This window comes from Myroides sp. TSA_177.3 (assembly GCF_052691955.1).
Genome location: NZ_JBQZGD010000020.1, coordinates 37,448 through 58,738 on the forward strand (window position 1 = coordinate 37,448; position 21,291 = coordinate 58,738).

A 21,291-nucleotide genomic window follows, 5' to 3' on the forward strand; every position below is an offset into this window, starting at 1 on the left:
TTTAGTATTACCTATTCAAACCTTTGACAATGAAGTTAAAATCTAATTTTTCACGTGGCGCTGTGCTTATTTTAACGATTATATTCTTAATTACTGCCGTTACTTTTGAAATTTTCGAGCTGAGTTCTTTACCTGCCCAATTTTTTGGTACCTTATTAGGTGTAGTCATTACGGCTATTATTACTGTTTTACTTTTACAAGGGCAAACGAAAAGCGAAGAATCAAGAGAGCGAAACCTCATGGTCTTTGAAAAGAAACAGGAAGTTTTCTTTCATTTCTTAACGCAATTAAATACTATTTTACAAAAAGAAAAACTAACACTGCATTTGAGTCATGATAAAACCTTGGAGCGAGAAGTAAACAGTTTACAAGATTTACTTTTTGAATTTGGTTTTTTACAGATGCATACCTCTACAGATACTTTTGATCAAATCTTACTATGTGTTGGAAATTTAATGGAAGAAAGCAAAAAGATCAAGCTGCTTGCGGATAAAACCGAAAAAGATTTTGAAGGGTATTACAAAGTCTTAGCTACAGATTTTTTTGCTATTGTTTCCCTTTTAAAATTAGAGTTGTACAATGCAGCTCCAACGGATATTAATAAAAAACACTTGGATCGTATCATCAAGCTTTCGTTTTAAAAAAAACAATTCAATAAAAAAATCCTATCCTAACCGCTCTAAACAACGAGCTGTTAGGATAGGATTTTTTGTTTTACGAGAGTTTGTTAGCTTCTAACTCGATTATCTGAACAAAGCTTCATGCTTTCTTTTTAATTCCCTAGAGCAGCCTGAATTCGATTGGTTGCTTCCTCTAGGCTAATTCCACTGTATATATCGCGAACGAGATCATTATTTTCCTTTTGATGCAGGTAAATAAACGGGCGACCTCTTTCATTATCTACTTCTACATTAACCCCAACTTCCATACAGGTCGTAAATGAATAGGGAGCAATATGGTTATTGAGCCATCCAAAATAGGTTGTTTTAAATGCTTTATTATCGAAGTTTTCGTAGTATTCTTTGAAGCTCTTTTCACTGAGTGAAACCCAAACACCATAGTCCAAATCTTGACATGCATCTGCTACTGTTTGAATCAGGACAACACGGATAAAATAGTACGTATGTTCTGGATTAATAATGGCACAAAAATCGCTGGTTACTTCCGCATCTTCTTTTTCTTCTTCTGTCAATTGTGCATAACTCAAAGGCGTTGGATAGACTAATGCAGGCCAATCTTCATGTTCTTGTCCACAATTTTCACACGTATACTTCATTTTTTTATTTACAATATTACGTTTTTTTTAGGATGCTGTGGTTGTTTTTGATGAATGACTTAGACTGTACAGCAGAATAAATCCAATTTGTATTCAAGTTACGGCAGACTATGTTCTGATTCCAAAAAAAATGGACACACTAAAAAGTGTATCCATTTTCAGTTAACAAAAAAAAAAATTATTGTGCCCAGATTAATTTAGAATTCATGAGATCCCCTCCTATTCTTGCAGCTGCTGCGTCTTTGTTTGCTTTATTAACGAGATTTAAATCTGTTGGATAAGTAACTCGTTCTGGTAAATCCGTCAATCCATTGGCAGGTGTGAATGTATAGTCTGTTTGTTGTTGAGGACCTGGTGCAATTAGTTCATGACTTTGCCCAGGGAACAACAATGTTTTAGGATATTTTGTTCTTCTATATTCGGCCCATGCTTCATACGGTTGTAAAAATAAAGCAATGTATTTTTGGGTGAGTATTGTTTCCTGATTTACAACTACACCTTGTGCTAAATAAGCATCAATATCCGTAGTCGCTACGTTCCATTTTTGCATTGAAGCCTTAATTCCATTGGTATAATTCTCTTGTGGGTCTACACCGAGTTCCGCCAATATAAAAGCTACTTCAGCGTATTCCATCAGTATCTCGGTATAATCGGCTCTATATACCATCCCCCCAAATTGACATGCGTAATCGGCTTGACTTCCCGTATAGGCGTCAATAATTCCAATAGGCATACCCGTATAGAAATCAGGCGTACGCTCCACGTAATCATTTTTTTCCACACTTGGTTCAGGCTTAGAAGCATCATAATAAAAGGCCAAGGTTACTTCTGTTTCTTTTCCGGCATCATCTTCTACAAGCTGACTAATCGGCGCAACCATTTTGAATAATCTAGGATCTACCCTATTCGCAAAAGGATTCGCATGTGTCGTTTTTGTTTCTCCTTTTAGTAATTCAACAAAAGTATTCGTTGGTGAAAAGTCATTTCTTCTGGAAATAAAAGCATCAAAATAAAAAGGCGCGGGGTTCACAGGATCATTTTGAAATTTTTGTCCGACATTATCCTCATTGGATTGCATCAAACTTGTTGGATCCGCAGTTAATTCCGCAATATGCATTTGTGCACTAGGAATGACTTCCTTCACGCGATTGGCAATTCTCAAGCGCAGTGAATTCGCAAATTTCTTTAACTTCAGAGGAGAACCGAATAAAAAATCTCCAGCATTAAAAACATTCGTAGCTTCCATATTGATGGATGTTGCTGCTTCCTTCAGTTCATTCATCAGATCCGTATAAATCTTCTCTTGAGGAGCAAACTTAGGCGTTGTTATTTCTTGCTCTGTTCCCAAGGTCATGGCCTGAAAATCGGGATCTTTTGTGGCATACGAATAATAAGGAACATCCCCATACATATCGACCAATTGCAATTGTACATAGGCAATCATAATACGCGCTGCGGCCAATTGATTCGCAGGATCTCCATAAGTAGCTACTTTAGCTGCATTAGCAGGGTTCTTTACAATATCTATAATTTGTTTATACCCTTTTACTGCTAAAAAGAGATCCGTATATAAACTATTATTCACTTCCCCTCTAAATAAATAACGATCTTCTGCGGTATAATTTCTTTGAGCCGAATATTGAATCCAAGGTAGAGCCATACGTCCTGAAGGCATCCCTCTTCTTGTTCGAGTCATTAATTCCTTATTGGTATTGTTAAACAATCCATTGGTTGTCACTTCTAAAGGTTGGTTTGGATTCACATTGATATTTTCCAAATCCTTGTCACAACTTATGCACAGGATAAGATTCATCGCTAATACGACTTGAATGATATATTTTTTCATGTGCTTCATTATATTTTAAATTTGACATTCATCCCATAGCTTCTTGTAGAAGGCAAGGATGCCCCTTCAATTGCTTGAATATTCCCACTTCCATACGAGGCCATTTCAGGATCCATCCCTTTCCAAGCAAGGTTCCAGGTAAAGAGATTACGTGCATATAACGAGAGGGTAATCCCTTTAAAAGGCCCTAACCATTTGGTTGGCAAGTCGTATCCTAGCGTTATTTCTCTCAACTTGACATAGTCAGCATCAAAAACATTTTGCCTATCTACGGTAGAATTATATCCTTTTGCCCAATCAATAGCGCTAATTACTTGATCATTACGCGTTCCATCCTCTTTTACTCCATCCAATATCAAACCTGTTTCTCGAATGTTATTTGCAGCAGTTTCCTCCAACATACCGGAATACATCCCATACATATGTGTTGTAGAGAAATACTTCCCACCTTTTTGCATATCAATTAGCACCCCTATATTGAGGTTCTTATAGCGAAAACTATTTCTAATTCCCATATTATAATCTGGCAAATATGAGCCCAATGCTTTTACCTCTGAGGCTAAATACAATCCATCTGCTCCAATTTTCTTATTTCCATGATCATCATAGACATAGTCGGTTCCATAGATTTGTCCATACGTTTCTCCTATTTTTCCTTGTAGGGAAACTCGAAAAGGTGCTCTAGCAATTTCTACGGATTCTACTCTCTCTGCCAATCGGGTTAGCGTATTTTTATTTTTTGCTATGTTCCAAGTGACTTGCCATGAAAAATCAGTCGTTTGAATTGGAGTTACATTGACCGTTGCTTCAATTCCTCTATTTCTCATATCTCCAGCATTCATCCATCGGTAGGAAAACCCAGTAGCGGCGTCATATTGTACTCTAGTAATTAAATCTTGGGTATTAATTTCATAGTAAGACACTTCAAATCCGATGCGATTATTGAGAAAAGCCGCTTCCAAGCCAATTTCTTTGGTTGTCATCAACTCTGGTTTTAAGTCGGGATTATTGGCTGTATTTTCTAGTGCGTACGTTGGCTGATCTAAGAATGGCCCATTCAACCTATAATAATCATTGGTTCTGTAAGGATCCGTATCATTTCCTACTTGTGCCCAACCCAAGCGAATTTTACCAAAACTCAACCAATCCACATCACTGAGTACATTAGAAAAGATAAACGTTCCCGTTAAAGAAGGATAAGTTACCGATTGCTTGACTGTTGAAAACCAATCCGTACGTACAGTTCCTTCTAGAAAGGCAAATTCACGATAATTCACACTAGCCGATCCAAAAACGGAATTGGTACGAGAATGAATAAACCTATTTGTTGCTTTGGCAGCTGAAACACTGTTATCCAAGTTATATAGGTTAGGTAAGTTTAATCCACCAACACTCTCCCCTCGCACAAAATCATTGCGTTTTTCACTTCTATTTACACCGACAAAGGCATTGAATCCAATCTCGTTAAACTGAGCATCATAATGCAATCGGCCTTCGTAATTGTATTCTGAAACGTTTCGTTTCGTCACTTGAAAAGAAGGCATACTTTGAGATCCAACAGCTACGCGTTCTTCTATGCTCAGATCATAGCGATCACCATATACCGTTCCTACGGCATATAGATTATCAGTAAAATTATACGTTAGTTTTACGTTTCCGAACAGTCTATTTCGCACATCTTGCGCTGTATTCTCATAGACTACCCAATACGGGTTATCCGAATAAGCGGGCATTCCATTATCCCAAGCCGTTCGATTCCAAGAACGTTGACTTCCATTGGCTAATTTATAATCCTTGAGTTTATTGAAATCCAACTGTCGCTGTCCCCACTGAAAGAATCGTTCCGCAACCGAATTATCCCCATACCCAATTTCTGGGCGGTTAAATCCTTTTGTATACACATAATTGATATTAGTTTCCGCTTTTAACTGTTCACTAATTTGCGTTGAAGCATTCAAGGTAAAATTATTGCGCTGTAGTTTTGAATTCGGAACAATACCTTCCGTTACGTTGTTGTTGAAGGACATCCTGATATTGCTTTCTTTGAAGGATTTGGCAATAGAAACGGATTGATTATACGTTACTCCTGTATTAAAAAAGGATTTTACATCATTTTTTGCCTTGACCCAAGGCACTTCTTTCATGTAGTCTTGTTCAAATTCAGGATCAAACGCATACCAAGGAAGATAGGGAGTTCCATCCAATTTAGGCCCCCAGCTTTCATCTAGAATATACTCTGAAATATTGTAGGTCTTTCCGTTAATATCTTGTTTTCTAAATGTTTCCGTTGACCCCCCACCGTATTGCGTTTGCAATCGAGGCATGATATTAACAGATTCAAAGGCTAGTCCTGAATTAAACTCAATTACAGTTCGACCATTTTTAGCGGACTTGGTGGTATAAATGATTACGCCATTTCCTCCCCTATTTCCATAAAGTGCCGAAGCAGGCCCGCCTTTTAAGACCGTTACAGACTCGATATCATCAGGATTAATATCTGCAGATCCATCCCCATAATCGCGTCCACCTGCGCCTCTTTGCATATTCGTATCGGCAAAATTGCTATTATCCAGTGGAATCCCATCAATAACAATTAAAGGTTGGTTATTTCCGACTACAGATTTCACACCGCGTAATACAATACGAGTAGAACCTCCCATCGTCGATGGAGCAGTTACTTGTAAACCAGCCACATTTCCTGAGAGTGCATTTACCGCATTAGATTCTCCAGCACTAGCTAACGTTTCCCCTTTCACTTCTTGAGAAGAATACCCCAGTTTTTTCTTGTCCCTTTTGATTCCTAAAGCTGTGACAACAACTGCTTCAAGCATGTTTTCCTCTGCTGTCATTTCAACATTAAAAACACTTGAATTGGTTACCTTGTATTTTACTTCTTTCATACCGATGAATGAAAACACAAGTACATCCCCTTGTTTTACTTTTAGAATGTATTTTCCATCTAAATCCGTTTGAACTCCTTGTTGAGTTCCCTGAATTAAAACCGTTACCCCTGGCAAAGGCATCCCGCCTTCTGTTACCGTTCCCGCAAGTTCTTTCTCTTGTGCGTGTGCGAACTGAATAAATAAGCAACACAAACAGAGAAAGTAATACCTTAATTTTGAATTCATTATATCTTTTGATTAGTTTCCTCACCAAAATTAATTCCATCCTTTTTATAAAAAATTAAGAAAACAAAGGGGTATTAATAACCAATTTTAAACACCTTATACTATTAAAACTACAATCTCAAAAAAACTATAACATTCAAATTTTTTACCTCGTTCCAACACAAAATCGAAGTAAAAAACACCATTACTTTATACTAATTTTAAGATTCAGTTTTTCAGAATTTAGCAGGATTCCAACCAAATACATTGGTTTTATTTCTTTTCTATAGGTAGTTAAACGTTTAACATTTAAGCCAAAAGAGAAAAATAAAATGTAGAACTTTACGTATCAAAATGAAATACTATGCAATCACTTCAAGATCTTTATCGCTTTTCACAGACTTTATCCTATAGTGAACAGGTGATGCCCACCTTATTTATTGGACATGGTTCTCCTATGAATGCCATCACAGATACTGTATTTTCACAGAATTGGCATAGTTTAGGTCAGTCATTACCAACCCCTAAAGCCATATTAGTTATTTCTGCTCATTGGTTAACGAAAGGAAGTGCGATTACCGCCATGGACTTTCCTGAGACTATACACGATTTTAGAGGGTTTCCACAACCTTTATTTGAAGTGTCTTATCCCGCACCTGGCGATCCTGCTTTAGCCGTTGAAACCCAACAATTAGTTCAACCGTTTGATCTTCATTTAGATCACGATTGGGGATTGGATCACGGTACTTGGTCTATTACCAGACATCTATTTCCTCAGGCGAATATCCCTGTTTTACAGCTGAGTATTGATTATTATAAACCATTGGACTATCACTATCAATTGGCCTTACAATTGCGTGAATTGCGCAAAAAAGGCGTTTTACTGATTGGCAGTGGTAATATGATTCACAATTTGCGTTTGTTATCTTGGGATCAAATGGAAAACAATTACGGGTTTGATTGGGCGATAGAAATTAATGCTGTGCTTCAACAAGCGATTGTTGACCATGATTTTAAGCGACTGCTTGACTATGAAAAGTTACATCCACATATTTCCCTTGCTATTCCTACACTGGAGCATTATATCCCCATGCTATACAATTTAGGTTTAAAAGACAAGAAGGATGAGTTAATGTTCTTCAATGATGCCTATGTAGGGGGCTCATTAAGTATGACTTCCTTTATGTACTACCAATAAAAAGTAAGAGCGCTCGATAAATCGAGCGCTCTTGTGGGCTTAGTGCTGCTTATTTTAAATCCTACAGCAGGATCATCGAAAAAAAATTGCTTTGTTGTTTGTTATGTGTTTGTATTACATTTCTATAATAATGAACTCACTTCGTCTGTTTAACTGATGTTCTTCCACTGTACATGGTACGCCATTACTACATTTGTTTAGCAATTGACTTTCCCCATATCCACGACCTGTTAAACGGCTTGGATCGATTCCTTGTCCAATCATCCACTTGATTGTTGATTTCACACGACGATCAGATAAACTCATGTTGTACTCGTCATTTCCTCTACTATCAGTATGCGAACGAACATCGATTTTCAATGTTGGGTATTCTTTCATTACCTCTACTACTTTCATCAACTCAATCGAAGCATCTCTGCGGATATTCGACTTGTCAAAGTCAAAGTAAATCGGTTGAAGTTTTAACTTCTTGAATAAATCGTCATTTACACCTAGTGGTTTTTCCGTTTTCTCTAATCCGATATTTACGGTTTTAACCCCTGGTTCGCGATTTACGTTGAAAGCAACTTCAACAGTATTGTATAATTTTTTCTCTGCTTTGATGCGGTACTTATGTCCACAGTCTAATAAAGAAGTAACGTAATAACCTTTGCTATTCGTATAAATTGTATCTGATTTTTGATACATCGCATCAGAAATTACCACAAGGGCATCAGCTAATACTTCATTGGTATCCTTATCGTATACCGTACCTTCAATTGTTTGTTTACACGGTTTCTCTGCAAGGAAATAAATATCATCTGATCCTTTACCTTCTGCGCGGTTTGAACTAACAAATCCTTTGTTTTGTTTTGGGTCCAGATAGAATCCAAAATCATCAAGGCTGCTGTTAATTGGCGTTCCCATGTTTACCACAGGACCGAAAGTACCGTTTGGATATAATTTAGCTACAAATATATCCATTCCTCCTAAACCTGGATGCCCATCAGAGGAGAAATATAGTTGAAAATCCGAAGATATGAAAGGAAAACTTTCTCTTCCTTCTGTATTTATTGATTTTCCTAAGTTTTCCACTGGTCCGTACCCTCCATTTTCATATAAGGCTACGCGGAATAAATCCGATTGTCCAAGTGTTTCTTTTCTATCTGAGACAAAATACAACCATTTATCGTCAGGAGTTAAAGCAGGATGGGCTGTATTGAAATTTTCCGAATTAAACGGTAATTCCTCTACTAGTCCCCACTTCCCATCCGCTTGCTTTACTGCCTTGTATAATTTTAATAAAGAAGTTTTATCTCTATTTTGTTTGCTTTTTCCACTGGCTTTGGAATTGTTACGTGTAAAATACATCGTATTTCCATCTTGTGTAAAAACAGCTGTGGCATCATTCACCTTTGATTCAATCTCTGGTGCGAAAAGCACAGGTTCTCCAAAACCATTTTGGTCAATTTTCGAGCTATATAAGCTAGTATAACTTTCGTTGGTCCACGAGTGAATTTTACTTCCACTTTCGTGCTCTGTTGCACGTGCTGAAGTAAATACCAATTGATCTCCTAATAGGGTTCCTCCGTAATCTGAGTACTCCGTATTAATGTCTAACAATTTAATGTCGTAACGATCCGAAAAGTTTTCGATATGCTCTAAGTAATCGCGGTTTTTGTTGTACAACGCTGACCTAGAATCCTCTTGCTCTAATGCGGCAAAACGATCCATCATTTCTTTTGATTTGGTATACTCTTGCGCTGCTTTTAGCGTTTGTGCATAACGATAGTAATATTCAGAAGATAGAGCGGCTACATCTTTGTCTTCGTAATTTCCATCAAATAGCTCCGTATACCATTTATTTGCTTCTACTAACTTTCCATTGAAATAGTAAGCATCCGCTAAGTTTTGTAAAATTGACGTATTAACGAATCCTTTATCGGCAATACGTTCATATACTTTAATTGCGTCAATATACGCCAAGCGATCAAAACTTTTATCCGCTTGTTTTTCTTTTTTTATCTGGCTGTATCCCGAGAAGCTAAAGCTCAAGGCTGCACTCAGAATTGCCAGTTGTATTATCTGTTTTACCATACTTGTAACAATTAGAAGAACCTTGGCGCAGTAATACGCTTATAGCTGTTAAACAAAGTGAATCGCATGAATATCTCGTGAGATCCCGAGTTATAATTGGCTAATTTCGTTGTTTCGGCATCGTAGCTATATCCAACAAAGATATTTTCTGACACTTGGAAACCAACTAAACCACTTACAGAAGCATCCCAACGATACGCAATTCCCGCTGTAAATTTATCAACAAACATAAAGTTTGCAGATAGATCCACTTGCAATGGAGATCCTTGCTCCATTTTTGCCATAGCTGCAGGTTTGAATTTGATATCGTTATTTAAATCAAACACATACCCCCCTGTTAAATACACGTGCATTTTTTGACGCAGTGTTTTCGTGTCATTGTCGTTATAACGTGAACGCGTTAACATATTTGGTATAGATAATCCTACATACGCTTTATCTGAGTATAAGAATAATCCTGCTCCAACATTGGGTGTGAATTTATTCTTGATATCATTTTCTGCTACTGGATCTGTCGGATTGTAAATATGCAATTTGCTGTAGTTTACATCTAATAAATTTGCCGATCCTTTTAATCCAAAGGCTAATTTAGTGTGGTAATTCAAATCAATTGCATAGGATAAATCAACGGATAGTGTATTATCATCCATTACCCCCAAGTGATCATTCACAAAGTTCACTCCTAATCCCAATCCTGAATCTCCTAAAGGTGTATTCACCGATAGGGTTGCTGTCTTAGGAGCTCCTTCTAATCCTACCCATTGGGTGCGATATAAACCGAAGATGTTTAACCCTTCTCTACTCCCTGCATACGCCGGGTTGATATTGGAATGGTTATACATGTATTGCGTATATTGTGGATCTTGTTGAGCATAGGTTTGCGTCATGCTGAGCAAACCTATACCTCCAAGAACAATCGTCTGTATTGTGTTTTTTAATTTCATCTAGTTTTGATTTAATTAGACTCCAAATGTAAATTTGCAGCTTTCTTAATCATGCGACTACCATTTTGGTCTTTGTACTCATACGTTACTACGTAATAGTATGTTCCGCTTGGTAATTTCTTGCTCTTATCTATGGTTACACGTCCTTCAGAATATCCTTTGAATACATTTGAACTTCCGTCTCCTGATGGGTCATAGCCTTTAGTTTCGTATACTTTTACCCCCCAACGGTTGTAAATCTCTACGGTATTGTTTGGATATTTATTGATATTGTCAATGATAAAGTAATCGTTTTTACCATCTCCATCAGGTGTTACCAAGTTATAAATTACGATATCACCATCTAAAATCCAGTCTTTTTTCACGGTTGCTAATGTAAAGAATCCATATCCTTTTACTGCTGCTACCGTCGTGATTTCTTTCGTTGACATATCCGCAACTCCACCTTCATCTACCCATAGTTGTTGTTTAGCATCCCAACGCACAATGTGCAATTCGTTTTCTGGATCTGCAATAATAGAAGCTGGCGTTGTACGCTCATCCCAACTCAACGTTAATAGGATATCACTTTTTGTATCACTTCCTCTATCGATTAACCAGTACTCATTCTTATCCAATTCTTTGATTACACCAGCTGTTGCTGCGCGCGCAGTAAAGAATTGTTTGTCATCTGTACGGTATTCTCCAAGGAAAACGTCTTTAATATCTTTAGGCGCAGTAATACGTGCATAACGATACATCTGTTTATCTCCTTTTGGATATTGGAAAGGTTCATTTCCGATTTTTTCTACTAAACCTTCTGCGTGTGAAGCATCATCTACATTCGTTGCTTTAGATCCAGGGTGGAAACTCAACATCCCTTTTGATACTTTTTCTCCTGGATCAATTGTAGGATCTACTTTTATGATTCCATCAAGAAAGTCCATTGTTCCATGAACGTCGATGTTGTTTTGCAAATCAAACGCTACTTCTTTCGTATCGTTATTCAGCTGTACATTATAAAACTTAGAAGGAGATTTACCACTTAGCAACTGTGATCCACGCTCATCTTCATAACGGGTAAAAACAGCCGTACTTGTACTGTTATTCTTTCTTTCTTCATCAAAAGAATAATATCCATTATTGTTGAAATCACGGTAAAAATAAGCCGTTCCTGCGTTCACTACAGAAGCTCCCTCCTGGTTATCAAAGCTGTAGATGGTGGAAATAATTCCATCTTTACCTACAACCATCTCCCCTTGGTTAACAAAAGAAGCTTGGTTCTCTTGTGCTACTGCCGCTACACTAACACCTAATAAACTTAGGAAAAGTACTCGGTTGCTATATATTTTTTTCATACTCTTTCGTTTAGATTATTGAATAGCAGAATTTAACAACATTGGATTCGTTACAGCAGGACAATCTTTTACTTTAATTTCAAATACATTAGACGTCGCTGTACAAGTATTGTTACGTACTTTTAAACGCAATTTTGTACCGTTTAATTGAGTATCCGCATGTTTCACTGCAATCGTATTATTCGTAACCACAACTTTATTCGAAAAAGTAGTGTCCGTTAACGTTTGCCATGTTGTACCTGTTGTTGAATACTCCCAAGTATAACTCAATCCTGAACCCGTTGTTTGCACTGTTGTTGTAACATCAAAATTCGAACAAATCTCCATATCAGCTACTTCACCATTGATAACTGGTAAAGCATTAATTGTGATCGTAAATGGTTTCTTTGGTCCCACACATCCGTCTTTTCCTTCTGCTACAAAGTAGTTATGTACGCCTACTGTTGTAGGATTTGGTTCACCTTCAAGTTTAGTCGTTCCATTAGCATCAAAATATACCAAAGCATATTGATTTGTCACTCCTGTTTGAGATAAAGCGTTTTCTAAAACGATTGGTTCTCCCAAACATACAATCACATTTTTAGCTGTTGGTTCAGTTACCACCTTGTCTACACTAATTTCTAATCTAGCATAACATCCATCCCCCATACCAGGTGTCATCACATAGTACATTTTCTTACTTCCATCTGTGTTAACTACAAAATCATTCAATACTACCCCTGTAGTAGAGTCATAAGATGATGGAATTGTACTAAAGAACTTAGCTCCTACAGGGTATTTAGCAATAACTTCTTCTCTTGAATAACCATTAGCTGGAACATCACAAAAAGCTTTGAATTGCATGACATTATTTTCAACTGGTGGGTTACAGTTTTGTAAGAAATCAACACTCAAAGAAATCGTTGACATAAAATCATCGTATACAGGTCCTGCACACGCACCACTTCCGTAATCTCTCACTAATTCAGAAGATACATTCGTTCTAGAAGTAGCTCCTGTTCCAGAAATTTTACCATTGATACGCACTTCTAAACCACAAACATTCGTAGATAATAATACACAGTTATCTGATACTTTAAAATAGTATTTCAATTTCGCTAATAGAGTACTTTTATCTGCACGTTGATCTAAAGGTAAAACTCCTATATTCCATACAATAGTTCCTCCTGCAGTAACATTAGGATCATTTGTACCACCTGTTGGAGGTGACCAAGTTACGCTTCCACCTACTGGAAATCCAGTTTGTACATTTGCACCTGCAAAATGTAAATTGGACGGTACAGGAATTTCTATTTTTGAATCGTTTACCGCTTCTGTTCCTTTATTAAATACATCTAGTTCAAAACCAAATTGCTGTCCTGGCGTAATTGTTCCGTTATGCACTGGAAGAGCACTGCCATCTACAGCAATTGCTTTATTTTCTCCAATAATCTCAGGGACGTAGGCATCGACTGCAAAAACGATATTATAAATTACATAAGTATCTTGTACAGTTCCGAAACGAAATTTGGTACGAGTTTGATTATTTCCAATAATTTGGTTATTTGAATTTGGTAAATCAAACATAACGACATCCATTCCATAATTATTCAGTCGATTTGGAACTCTTGGGTTTCCACCTGTTAAAATAGATGAATTAAAAAAATCATTTTCCTGATTACTGCTATGACTTAAACGATACCAATCTGAATTTGAAGGATTATTCGGTGTCTTCTTTAAAATATCAAAAACATCTCCTTCAATTCCTCTATCACCTTCTCCAGCCATCATTCCCATTTTTATCTTAACATCACCAGATTGAGAAGCTCTAAAACCCGAAACTTCTAGCTCTCCAAAAGTTGTTATTTTCTCATATTCTGTACACCGTCCCCATTGATATTTTATACAATTCCCAGTTTTTCCATCATATGCAATTTGACTAAACCCATCAAAGACTGTAATATCTTTCCATTTCATCGTTGGATTTGCATAAATAACTACAATTCCCCAACCTCCATAGTAACCAACACTACCACCATCTCCTATTGTAGTTGCTACATCAGCAATTGCATAAGTTCCCCAAGCATTTCCCTTAAGATTTCTAACTTTTTCAGTAATATCCATGTATCCAGTATACATACCATTTACATCTGAGCCCCCAAAATGAATCTCTGAAGTTGTTAATTCTTCATAGGTAGATTTACCAGGTAATTTTACTTTAATTTTGTTTTTTACTAGACCATTGGATAAAGTCATAGAATTATTATTTCCACGTCCCGACCAATATAAACCCGCGTAAACAATTTCAGTACATTCTTTACTCATTCCTACTGGTAGTACTAAATCTGCAGAAGATGAATTTTTAATTTGGCTTGGATCACCTGACAATCTATAAAAACTCATCTTAGTATTATTACTATTAGATCCCCCATCAGTATAAGGGTTATCAAATAGGTTCGCATTACCAATCATAGTAAAATCTCCTTGCAAACGATAAATCTCTGTATTTTTAAAATTACCTGGTGCTTGTGCTGATTTTCTTAATTTAAAATCAACTTTATTTTGTACTTGTCCAAGCATCACAAAAGATGTAAAAAAAACAAATATTAAAGTAAAGATCTTACGATTTAACCATTTTTTTTCCATAATCTTTTATATTTCAGTTTCTATCTTATCAATCAAGATTTCCACTTGAGTTAATTCTTGTACTGTCGAAACCAATTCTTGAAGTGCAATTAAATCTATATCAGTATATGTAATAATAACAATTGTTTTTAAATTTGAATATGCCTTAAAATCAATATTTACTATTTCAGTATAATCATTTCCGTTTCTTGTATCAATAAGTAAAATCTCACTACTTGGAATAGATGATCTATATGGCGAATTTTTTAAGTTAGTTTCAGCTGAAATTTTTTCTAATAAAATTACTTTTGATTCGGTTCCTTCACGTTCAATAAAAAAAACATTACTATCATGTGAAACAAGTACAAAAGAAGTTTGTCCTGCAATCATCTCTTCAAATCTTTGTGCTTCTCTTGGTGTTAAAGAGCTAATTTTTTCTTCAACCGTTTTCACTTGACCATTTTGCGCCTGTGCTTTGATTCCAAAGCACAGAGCAAAAATTAAAGTTATATATAAAATATTTTTCTTCATTATTTGGTTATTCTTTAACAGAGAAAACAATATTAATAAAGCTTCCTGCATTTACATTCGCACTTGCGTTTACAGTATAAGTCATTACTCCTTGAGCATCGATGCTTTCAATTGTAAATACTCCTGAAGTAGCGTATGTTACGTGGAAACCTAGCTCCGTTGCTGGTAACACAGGTAAAGCTGTTGCTCCTGGGCTGCTCATTACTGGTGTTCCAAATTGTTTCTGATAGATGGTGTACAAATTAATAGTACCTCTATGAGTTCCATTATCAAAAGTAACCCCTTCTTGCGTTGCTTGATTCGCTGCAGTTGGCACCATAACTGATGGCATATAGAAGAATTTCGGCATTACTGCTTTTAATGCTTTTAATACTCCATCTGCATCAGCGACTACTACTTTATCTGTTGCAGCTCCTTTGAATGCTGGCTTATTGATATTTACTACCTGAACTCCACTATCTCCTTTAATTACTAATGCTGGGTCATAGGTTTCATTGTCTTCGCCAGGATTTAAATAAAATGTTCCTAATGTAATGTCTTTATGATATCCTGCTGCAATTTTTAATCCTTTATTAGAGTTAGCATTAATTTCTGATAAATCTGTTTTATGGATAAATTTCAACTTTGATTCAACCCCATTAGAAAGTTCACTTGCAATTAAACCAATAGATGACATAACACCATACATGTTCAAACCAGTGTGTCTTGAATCATCAAATGTAAAATCATGACCATCTCCATTTCGATCAAAAAACAAGCTTTTAAAATCTCCAAAAGAAACTTTACGTTGTATTTTATTCGGAGTTGAAGTAATCAACGTTCCATCATGCGTATAGATATTTTCATGCTCTTTAGGAGTTTCCCAAGAAGTAGCAAGATCCCCTCCTTTTTCTACTGTTGTCAATACTTGCCCTTCTGTACCTGGAGCAATTTGCCCTGGTGTTAAGGATCCACCGATTTGAGCTAAATCAAGATTTCCTTGTTCTACTCCTACTGTGTATTCTGTATTGTTTCCCGTTGTACCCGCTCCTGTAGTAACTACAGATACTTTATTATCTTTACCTACAACAGAAGTTGTTTTTTGCTCTCCTTGAATCGCATCTTTCGATACATTCACTTGATATACTGTAGTATTTGCACTTGCTGGATCTACAGTAGAGGTCACTGTTGTGTTTACCCCATCTACAACCGTAGAAACTTTTTGTCCAGCTTGAATAACAGGACCTAAATCTAATTGACCTGTTTGTCCATTTACTGTTGTATTCAAAACTGTATTATTCGTAATGGTATTGCTTACATTAGCAATAATGTCTGTTGTTGCTTCAACACCATTTACAGTAGAAATAAGGGTATTCCCATTTGTATTTTCTACTTTACCAATCGTATGAGTCGTTGCTGGTGCAATCGTTGATTGATCCACCCAAGTTGTAAACTTCCCAGTTGCATCTGTAACCATCACTTGATTCGCTGCACCTGGTGTAATAGCTAAAGCTACCTCTTTCAAGGTTGAATTCGCTCCATTTGTTTCTCCACTTACTGTAATTCCAGTTCCTGTAATTCCTTTTGAACTTGTCAGGTTATTTTCTGTTAAGCTTACTGCTTTCCATTTTCCTTCTGTTGCATCAAAAGTCAATACTTGATTGGCTGTTGGATTTACGTTCGATACAGCAACGCCTTGAATAGCTCCTACTACCGTAGCATTTGTTGGCCCTGTTACGTCACCTGCTAAATTAATAGCTGTGATATCTCCTTGTTGTGCAAAACGAACCCAACGATTTGTATCCCAATAGTAATATCCTGGAACTACATCATTTTGTTTTTTTTCATTATACACCATCAATGATTGTGCTGGAGCATTAACTGGTGTTACACCATTTGTTGTTTCAACTAAATCCACACGTGGAATCAACAATCCTCTTTTTGAGGATTGTATATCTACTGCTGCTGATTTTGCTGGTTTATCTGTACCGAAACCTTGTTGTGCGTGAACTTGTTGCGTACCTAATGCCAATACTAAACCAAGCCCTGCAATTCCAATGTATCTTTTTTTCATCTTTGTTTTTCTTTTTTGTTAGTTACGACCTACAACGATCCATTTCGTTCCATTCGATTTGATAATCCATCCTTGGTGTGGCATAGCTCCATACGCTAATACATTACTTCCAGATTTGATATTTAAGTAACCATTGTGGTCTTCGTCTGTATTTACGATTTTCACACTAATAGTTTGTCCTTCAGTTCCGTTTACTACTGGTAAACTTAAGTTTGTATCCGTAGCTCCTAATGTCACTTCAATCACGATTTCGCTCATTGAAGGATGATAGTTATTTACTACTGAATTATCACTAATATTTACATCTCCACCTTGGTTGATAGTAACATTTCCGGCAGCTGTGTCAATTGTTGCTAATTGTCCGTTTGCTTGAACCACTACTGTTTTATTTCCTTGCTTTGAATCAGCCGTTTTTAAACCAGTAATTGCTAAAGAACCTCCTCCAGTTACTGTTCCATCAGGATTTGATGTTCCTGGCGCAATTGCAAGCGTTGTTCCTTTATCAATTGTACCACCTAAAGCGATATCGTTATCTGTTTTTGTTAAACCGTTAGAAGCTGTTACTGTATTACCTAAATCATTTGGTGTTACCCATTCTGTAACATAGGTAGTAGTACTACCATCAATTACTTCTTTAGTAACTAAAACTTGTCCTGCTGCAGAACCACCTTTAATATCAATAGTAGTACCATCTAACAACGCTTTTTCTCCACCAACTACACTAATTGATCCTGTTGGAGAGGTTAACGCTTTACCGTTTAACAACTCACCTGTTACTTGTTGGTACGTAACTCCACCATTTCCATCTGCTACTGGAATTTGTCCTTCTCCTGCTGGAGTCGCTGTTCCATTCGCTGTAGTATTTGATGTCATTTTATCAGCAGAAACCACTTGACTTCCTAAATCAATATTTGCAATTGTTCCGTCCGCGATTTCATCTGTTGTAATGCTTCCTTCTTTGATGCTTAAATGAGTTGGAACCAATACTGCATCCTCTAATTGAGAATCTTTATTTGTACCAATAACGATTTTTCCATCTGTTGTTAAATCTTTACCGATAGCAGTAGAAACATTTTGATATGTCACACCTCCTTGTCCATCAGCTACTGGTACTTTACCTGCTTCAGCATTGTCTCCACTTGCTGCATCTTTCGATGTCATTTTATCTGCTGTTACAGCTCCTGCATCAATTTTTTCATTTGTTACTGCTCCATTCGCAATACCTAAAGTCACATCTTTCAATAAAGCACTTGCTACTTCTAATGATGTGCCTACAGTTGAACCTGCAGTTACCGTAATTCCATCTCCTTTTAATGTTTTAGCGTCAATTCCTCCATCTTCAATTGCTTGACCAATTAAATTTGCAGGCGTTGTTTCGCTTAATACTCCTTTTGAATCAGCAAGAACTACATTTTTACCAGCTACACCTGCTTTATCTTGCTCTTTCAAACCGTCTAATGCCAATGTATTTGTTTCATCTGTTGTAATTGTAGTAGCTTTTGATAAAGCACCACCTAAAGCGATATCATTGTTTGCATCTTTCGTTAAACCGTTCGATGCTGTTACTGTATTTCCTAGACTTTCTGGAGTTACCCATTCTGTTGTTTTAGTTCCATTATCATCTTTTGTTACTAAAACCATTCCACCAGCTCCACCAGGTGTAATCTCGATGTTTACATCTTTTAAAAGTGCTGTAGCTCCATTTGTATCCACTGTAATAGAAGATGAAGTCAATGCTTTTCCATTTACTCCTTCTGTAATCACATCTTCTAAAAGTGCTTTTGGCGTTACTACTTTTAAGATTCCATCCGCTCCCATAATCACAATATTTTGTGCAGTTGCGTCAAATTCTTTTCCAGTAGAACCGTCTAATTTTTCTAAACCTGTAATCGCTAAAGTATTTCCTTTATCTCCAGCTGTTGTTTCAATTGTTGTTGCTTTACCTAAAGCTCCACCTAATCCAACTTGTACTTTATCACCAACGATTTCAGCTGTAACACCATTTACACCAACTACTGATCCTTGGATAAAATCTTCTGGCTTTACCCATTCAGTTGTGTGAACAGTTTCTCCATTTACTACTTCTATTTTCGTAACTAATACTTGTCCTGCTTCTGCACCACCTTTTACACTTACGTTGTAATCTGTATCACGTCCGTCTGTTGTTGGTTTAACAGTAACATTTGTTCCTGCTGAAACCGTTACTGCGTTTCCTGAGTTAGACGATACGAAACGCACCCATCTACCTGCATTATTATTATAAGTTGCATCCCAGTAGTAAAAACCTGCTGCCGTTGTTGATCCTGTATTATACACCATTAAGGCATTTGCAGGATTTGCAACTGGTGCTGCTTGGTCTAAATTAGGAATGTCAATTCTAGGAATCAATAAACCTCTTTTGCTAGACACGATATCTACAGCAGCTGAGCGATCTGGTGTGTTTGTTCCAAATCCTTGTTGAGCGACAACATTCGATGTTGTTAATACTGTAAAAGCTACTGCTGCTGATAATATAATTTTTTTCATGATTAATTTCTGATTAAGTAAGGTGATTAAAATTTGTTAACGATTTGCCATTGTGTACCATCTGATACAAAGTCCCATCCAGAGTATGGTAAGCCTGTTTCTAGCTTTTTACCGTTTAACCCTGCAACGTTTCCTGCAACAACTACATAACCGTCTTCGTTCGTGTCTAGTTTTTTAATAGTGTATTTTTTTCCTTTGTTATTTGCGTCTGCTTCTGGTAGCGTGATAACGATACCTTCTGTTGGTGCTGCATTAGCATCTACTAGTACTACAGCATCTTCTGCTACTAAAGCTGTTGCTGCCATTACCGTTTTAACAGCATTTGCTACATTAACTTTCCAAATAGTCTCATTTGGATTTGTAGCATCTACACGCTTAGAAACGGTTGTATTGGTACCATTTTCTAACACTACTGTTTTTTGCTCTGCTTGTACTACTGTTTGTAAATCTTGGTAGGTTACATTTCCTTCTTGATCAGCAATTCCAACACGTGGAGCCTCTGAAGTACTTGTACCTGCATCTAATTTACCAGCTGTTACCGCTTTATCAGCAATACCTAAAGTCACGTCTTTTAATAAAGAACTTGCTACTTCTGTATTCAAGTTATTTCCAGCATTTTCGCCAGCAGTAACTGTAATACCTACCCCTTTTAGCTTTTTAGCCTCTAGATCACCTTGTGTGATAACATCCTCAATCATGTTTTTCGCAGATGTTTGTTTTAACACACCTGCTGCATCTGCAATCACTAAGTTATTTGCTGTTGGATTTGTTGTTACCGTATCCAATCCTGCAATCGCTAATGTATTTGTAGCACTTGTTGTGATTGTTGTCGCTGCATCTAAACTTCCTCCTAATCTAAACTCGCTATTTCCATCTGCGTCATTCACTACTGTGATACCGTTCTTAGCCGTTACCGTTGTAGCAACAACGTCTTTTGGATCTTGCCATTCTGTTACTTTACGAGATTCTGTAATGTCATCACCATTTACATCTTTTCCGACAACTACATCTTTCGTAACCGTAACTAATACTTGTCCATCCGTTGAACCTCCTTTAAGATCTAGTTTTGCATCTTTTAATAAAGCATCTGCTCCACCATCTACATAAATAGAAGCTGACGTCAATGAACCTTTAGTTCCTTCAACCGTTGTAATTTTTTCTAACAACTTCTCAATCGCTCCTTGTACATTCGTTACGTTTAAGTTTGTTGTTGAATCATCGTAAGAAATTGCATTTGCATTGGCATCAATTTCTCCAATTACAACTCCTTCAGCATTTTTAAACTCATATACATTTGTTGTTGTGTTTAAAGCAACTGAAACTTCTTTTGGATCAATTGTTGTACCTGTTACACCAGCTTTTGGTAAACCATCTACTCCAATTTGATCTTCATTATAATACGTATAGGTTCCGTTTGCGTTTTGTACGAATAACGTTACTGTTTCATTCGCTTTTACTACTTCGTCTAACGTTTTGTATGTGATGTTTCCTTCACCATCTGCAACACCTACGCGTCCGTCTAATCCTTTACCACCGTCTAATTTTTCAGCAGTAACTCCTTTATCAGCGATTTGGATGTTTGCATCCGCTAACAATTTAGCTACACCTGTCGTTCTTTCAATAAATTCAAGTCCTCCAGATACGACTAAATCTCCAGTTGTTCCTTCAATCGTTGTGATTTTTTCTAACAACTTCTCAATCGCTCCTTGTACGTTTGTAACACCTAATTGAGTTGAGTTATCATTATACGTAATTGCATTTGCATTAGCGTCAATTTCTCCAATTACATCTCC

General features: G+C 36.7%; 12 protein-coding genes and 1 pseudogene. 2 read left to right on the forward strand and 11 right to left on the reverse strand.

Features of this window, described 5'->3' with window-relative positions:
- The first annotated feature begins 29 nt into the window (after positions 1-29).
- On the forward strand, positions 30-641 hold the full coding sequence (locus ACUTSE_RS15090) for a hypothetical protein (RefSeq protein WP_445640838.1): 612 nt from the start codon (positions 30-32) through the stop codon (positions 639-641).
- 131 nt (positions 642-772) lie between these two features.
- Here ACUTSE_RS15090 and ACUTSE_RS15095 read toward each other — a convergent pair whose 3' ends face one another.
- From ACUTSE_RS15095 to ACUTSE_RS15105, 3 genes are all read right to left on the reverse strand, one after another.
- Positions 773-1,276: a DUF2199 domain-containing protein gene (locus ACUTSE_RS15095; RefSeq protein ID WP_445640839.1), complete on the reverse strand. Its 504-nt coding sequence runs from the start codon at positions 1,274-1,276 to the stop codon at positions 773-775.
- A 178-nt stretch (positions 1,277-1,454) separates the two neighbouring features.
- On the reverse strand, positions 1,455-3,122 hold the full coding sequence (locus ACUTSE_RS15100) for a SusD/RagB family nutrient-binding outer membrane lipoprotein (RefSeq protein ID WP_445640840.1): 1,668 nt from the start codon (positions 3,120-3,122) through the stop codon (positions 1,455-1,457).
- An 8-nt stretch (positions 3,123-3,130) separates the two neighbouring features.
- Positions 3,131-6,250, reverse strand: a complete 3,120-nt coding sequence (locus tag ACUTSE_RS15105; RefSeq protein WP_445640841.1) for a SusC/RagA family TonB-linked outer membrane protein — start codon at positions 6,248-6,250, stop codon at positions 3,131-3,133.
- Positions 6,251-6,593: 343 nt separating this feature from the next.
- On the opposite strand from ACUTSE_RS15105, the gene ygiD reads away from it, so the two are divergent.
- Positions 6,594-7,427: a 4,5-DOPA-extradiol-dioxygenase gene (gene ygiD / locus ACUTSE_RS15110; RefSeq protein WP_445640842.1), complete on the forward strand. Its 834-nt coding sequence runs from the start codon at positions 6,594-6,596 to the stop codon at positions 7,425-7,427.
- A 114-nt stretch (positions 7,428-7,541) separates the two neighbouring features.
- Here ygiD and ACUTSE_RS15115 read toward each other — a convergent pair whose 3' ends face one another.
- The 8 genes and pseudogenes from ACUTSE_RS15115 to ACUTSE_RS15150 all read right to left on the reverse strand — a co-directional run.
- Positions 7,542-9,503 (reverse strand): OmpA family protein, encoded by a 1,962-nt coding sequence (locus ACUTSE_RS15115; RefSeq protein WP_002986169.1) that lies wholly within the window; start codon positions 9,501-9,503, stop codon positions 7,542-7,544.
- Positions 9,504-9,514: 11 nt separating this feature from the next.
- Positions 9,515-10,447 (reverse strand): PorP/SprF family type IX secretion system membrane protein, encoded by a 933-nt coding sequence (locus ACUTSE_RS15120; RefSeq protein WP_445640843.1) that lies wholly within the window; start codon positions 10,445-10,447, stop codon positions 9,515-9,517.
- A gap of 11 nt (positions 10,448-10,458) precedes the next feature.
- Complete coding sequence (locus ACUTSE_RS15125; RefSeq protein WP_445640844.1) at positions 10,459-11,784, reverse strand: gliding motility-associated C-terminal domain-containing protein; 1,326 nt, start codon at positions 11,782-11,784, stop codon at positions 10,459-10,461.
- A gap of 15 nt (positions 11,785-11,799) precedes the next feature.
- Positions 11,800-14,343, reverse strand: a complete 2,544-nt coding sequence (locus ACUTSE_RS15130; protein ID WP_445640845.1) for a hypothetical protein — start codon at positions 14,341-14,343, stop codon at positions 11,800-11,802.
- A 72-nt stretch (positions 14,344-14,415) separates the two neighbouring features.
- Positions 14,416-14,919, reverse strand: coding sequence for a hypothetical protein (locus ACUTSE_RS15135; RefSeq protein WP_445640846.1), 504 nt, complete (start codon positions 14,917-14,919; stop codon positions 14,416-14,418).
- A gap of 7 nt (positions 14,920-14,926) precedes the next feature.
- On the reverse strand, positions 14,927-16,972 hold the full coding sequence (locus ACUTSE_RS15140) for a hypothetical protein (RefSeq protein ID WP_445640847.1): 2,046 nt from the start codon (positions 16,970-16,972) through the stop codon (positions 14,927-14,929).
- An 18-nt stretch (positions 16,973-16,990) separates the two neighbouring features.
- Positions 16,991-19,498 (reverse strand): beta strand repeat-containing protein, encoded by a 2,508-nt coding sequence (locus ACUTSE_RS15145; RefSeq protein ID WP_445640848.1) that lies wholly within the window; start codon positions 19,496-19,498, stop codon positions 16,991-16,993.
- Positions 19,499-19,524: 26 nt separating this feature from the next.
- A pseudogene (locus ACUTSE_RS15150) lies at positions 19,525-21,291 on the reverse strand (hypothetical protein); the annotation flags it as partial.

Bases quoted from the DNA above. Each gene is read 5' to 3' on its own strand.
- ACUTSE_RS15100 (WP_445640840.1), bottom strand. From the start codon at position 3,122: ATGAAAAAATATATCATTCAAGTCGTATTAGCGATGAATCTTATCCTG.
- ACUTSE_RS15125 (WP_445640844.1), bottom strand. From the start codon at position 11,784: ATGAAAAAAATATATAGCAACCGAGTACTTTTCCTAAGTTTATTAGGT.
- ygiD (WP_445640842.1), top strand. From the start codon at position 6,594: ATGCAATCACTTCAAGATCTTTATCGCTTTTCACAGACTTTATCCTAT.
- ACUTSE_RS15145 (WP_445640848.1), bottom strand. From the start codon at position 19,498: ATGAAAAAAATTATATTATCAGCAGCAGTAGCTTTTACAGTATTAACA.
- ACUTSE_RS15095 (WP_445640839.1), bottom strand. From the start codon at position 1,276: ATGAAGTATACGTGTGAAAATTGTGGACAAGAACATGAAGATTGGCCT.
- ACUTSE_RS15115 (WP_002986169.1), bottom strand. From the start codon at position 9,503: ATGGTAAAACAGATAATACAACTGGCAATTCTGAGTGCAGCCTTGAGC.
- ACUTSE_RS15135 (WP_445640846.1), bottom strand. From the start codon at position 14,919: ATGAAGAAAAATATTTTATATATAACTTTAATTTTTGCTCTGTGCTTT.
- ACUTSE_RS15130 (WP_445640845.1), bottom strand. From the start codon at position 14,343: ATGCTTGGACAAGTACAAAATAAAGTTGATTTTAAATTAAGAAAATCA.
- ACUTSE_RS15090 (WP_445640838.1), top strand. From the start codon at position 30: ATGAAGTTAAAATCTAATTTTTCACGTGGCGCTGTGCTTATTTTAACG.
- ACUTSE_RS15120 (WP_445640843.1), bottom strand. From the start codon at position 10,447: ATGAAATTAAAAAACACAATACAGACGATTGTTCTTGGAGGTATAGGT.
- ACUTSE_RS15105 (WP_445640841.1), bottom strand. From the start codon at position 6,250: ATGAATTCAAAATTAAGGTATTACTTTCTCTGTTTGTGTTGCTTATTT.
- ACUTSE_RS15140 (WP_445640847.1), bottom strand. From the start codon at position 16,972: ATGAAAAAAAGATACATTGGAATTGCAGGGCTTGGTTTAGTATTGGCA.